This is a genomic window from Treponema sp. SP13, from assembly GCF_050938355.1.
Classification (GTDB): domain Bacteria; phylum Spirochaetota; class Spirochaetia; order Treponematales; family Treponemataceae; genus Treponema_D; species Treponema_D socranskii.
In genome coordinates this window covers 1-353 of record NZ_JADOVM010000023.1, presented here as the reverse complement: position 1 = coordinate 353, position 353 = coordinate 1, and the positions used below count along the sequence as shown (strand labels likewise).

The 353-nt window shown below is 46.5% G+C and carries 1 pseudogene; it reads right to left on the bottom strand.

Annotated features, from left to right (window positions below):
* Nucleotides 1-291 (bottom strand): annotated as a pseudogene (locus IZU26_RS13025) (ISAs1 family transposase); the annotation flags it as partial.
* Nucleotides 292-353: the final 62 nt, after the last annotated feature.

Genomic DNA, 353 nt, shown 5'->3' with positions numbered 1-353 from the left:
CGAAGCAACCCACTGTTTCATACACTCATTCAGTGATTCCGGCCGTATGATTCCAAGCAGACTTAACAGCCACCAATAGCACGGTATCCGTTTGATTCCGAACGTTTCTGCCAGAAATATTCTGACATGTTCGGTCGTTGCCCACTCGTGGATTTTCTTTACGCTTTGCAAATCGCACAGGCTTCCCAGTATCACGATGATAACCGCATCTTGTACGCTGCAAAAATATCCGTCGTATTCCCGCTCCGTCTCAAGCACTGCAAGTGCATCTTCTAATGTTTCCCACCTCATGCGCTCATTTTACCACAGGAGCAACTTTTTAAACAGTCCTCGGGCAAAATTGATTTCCGTGT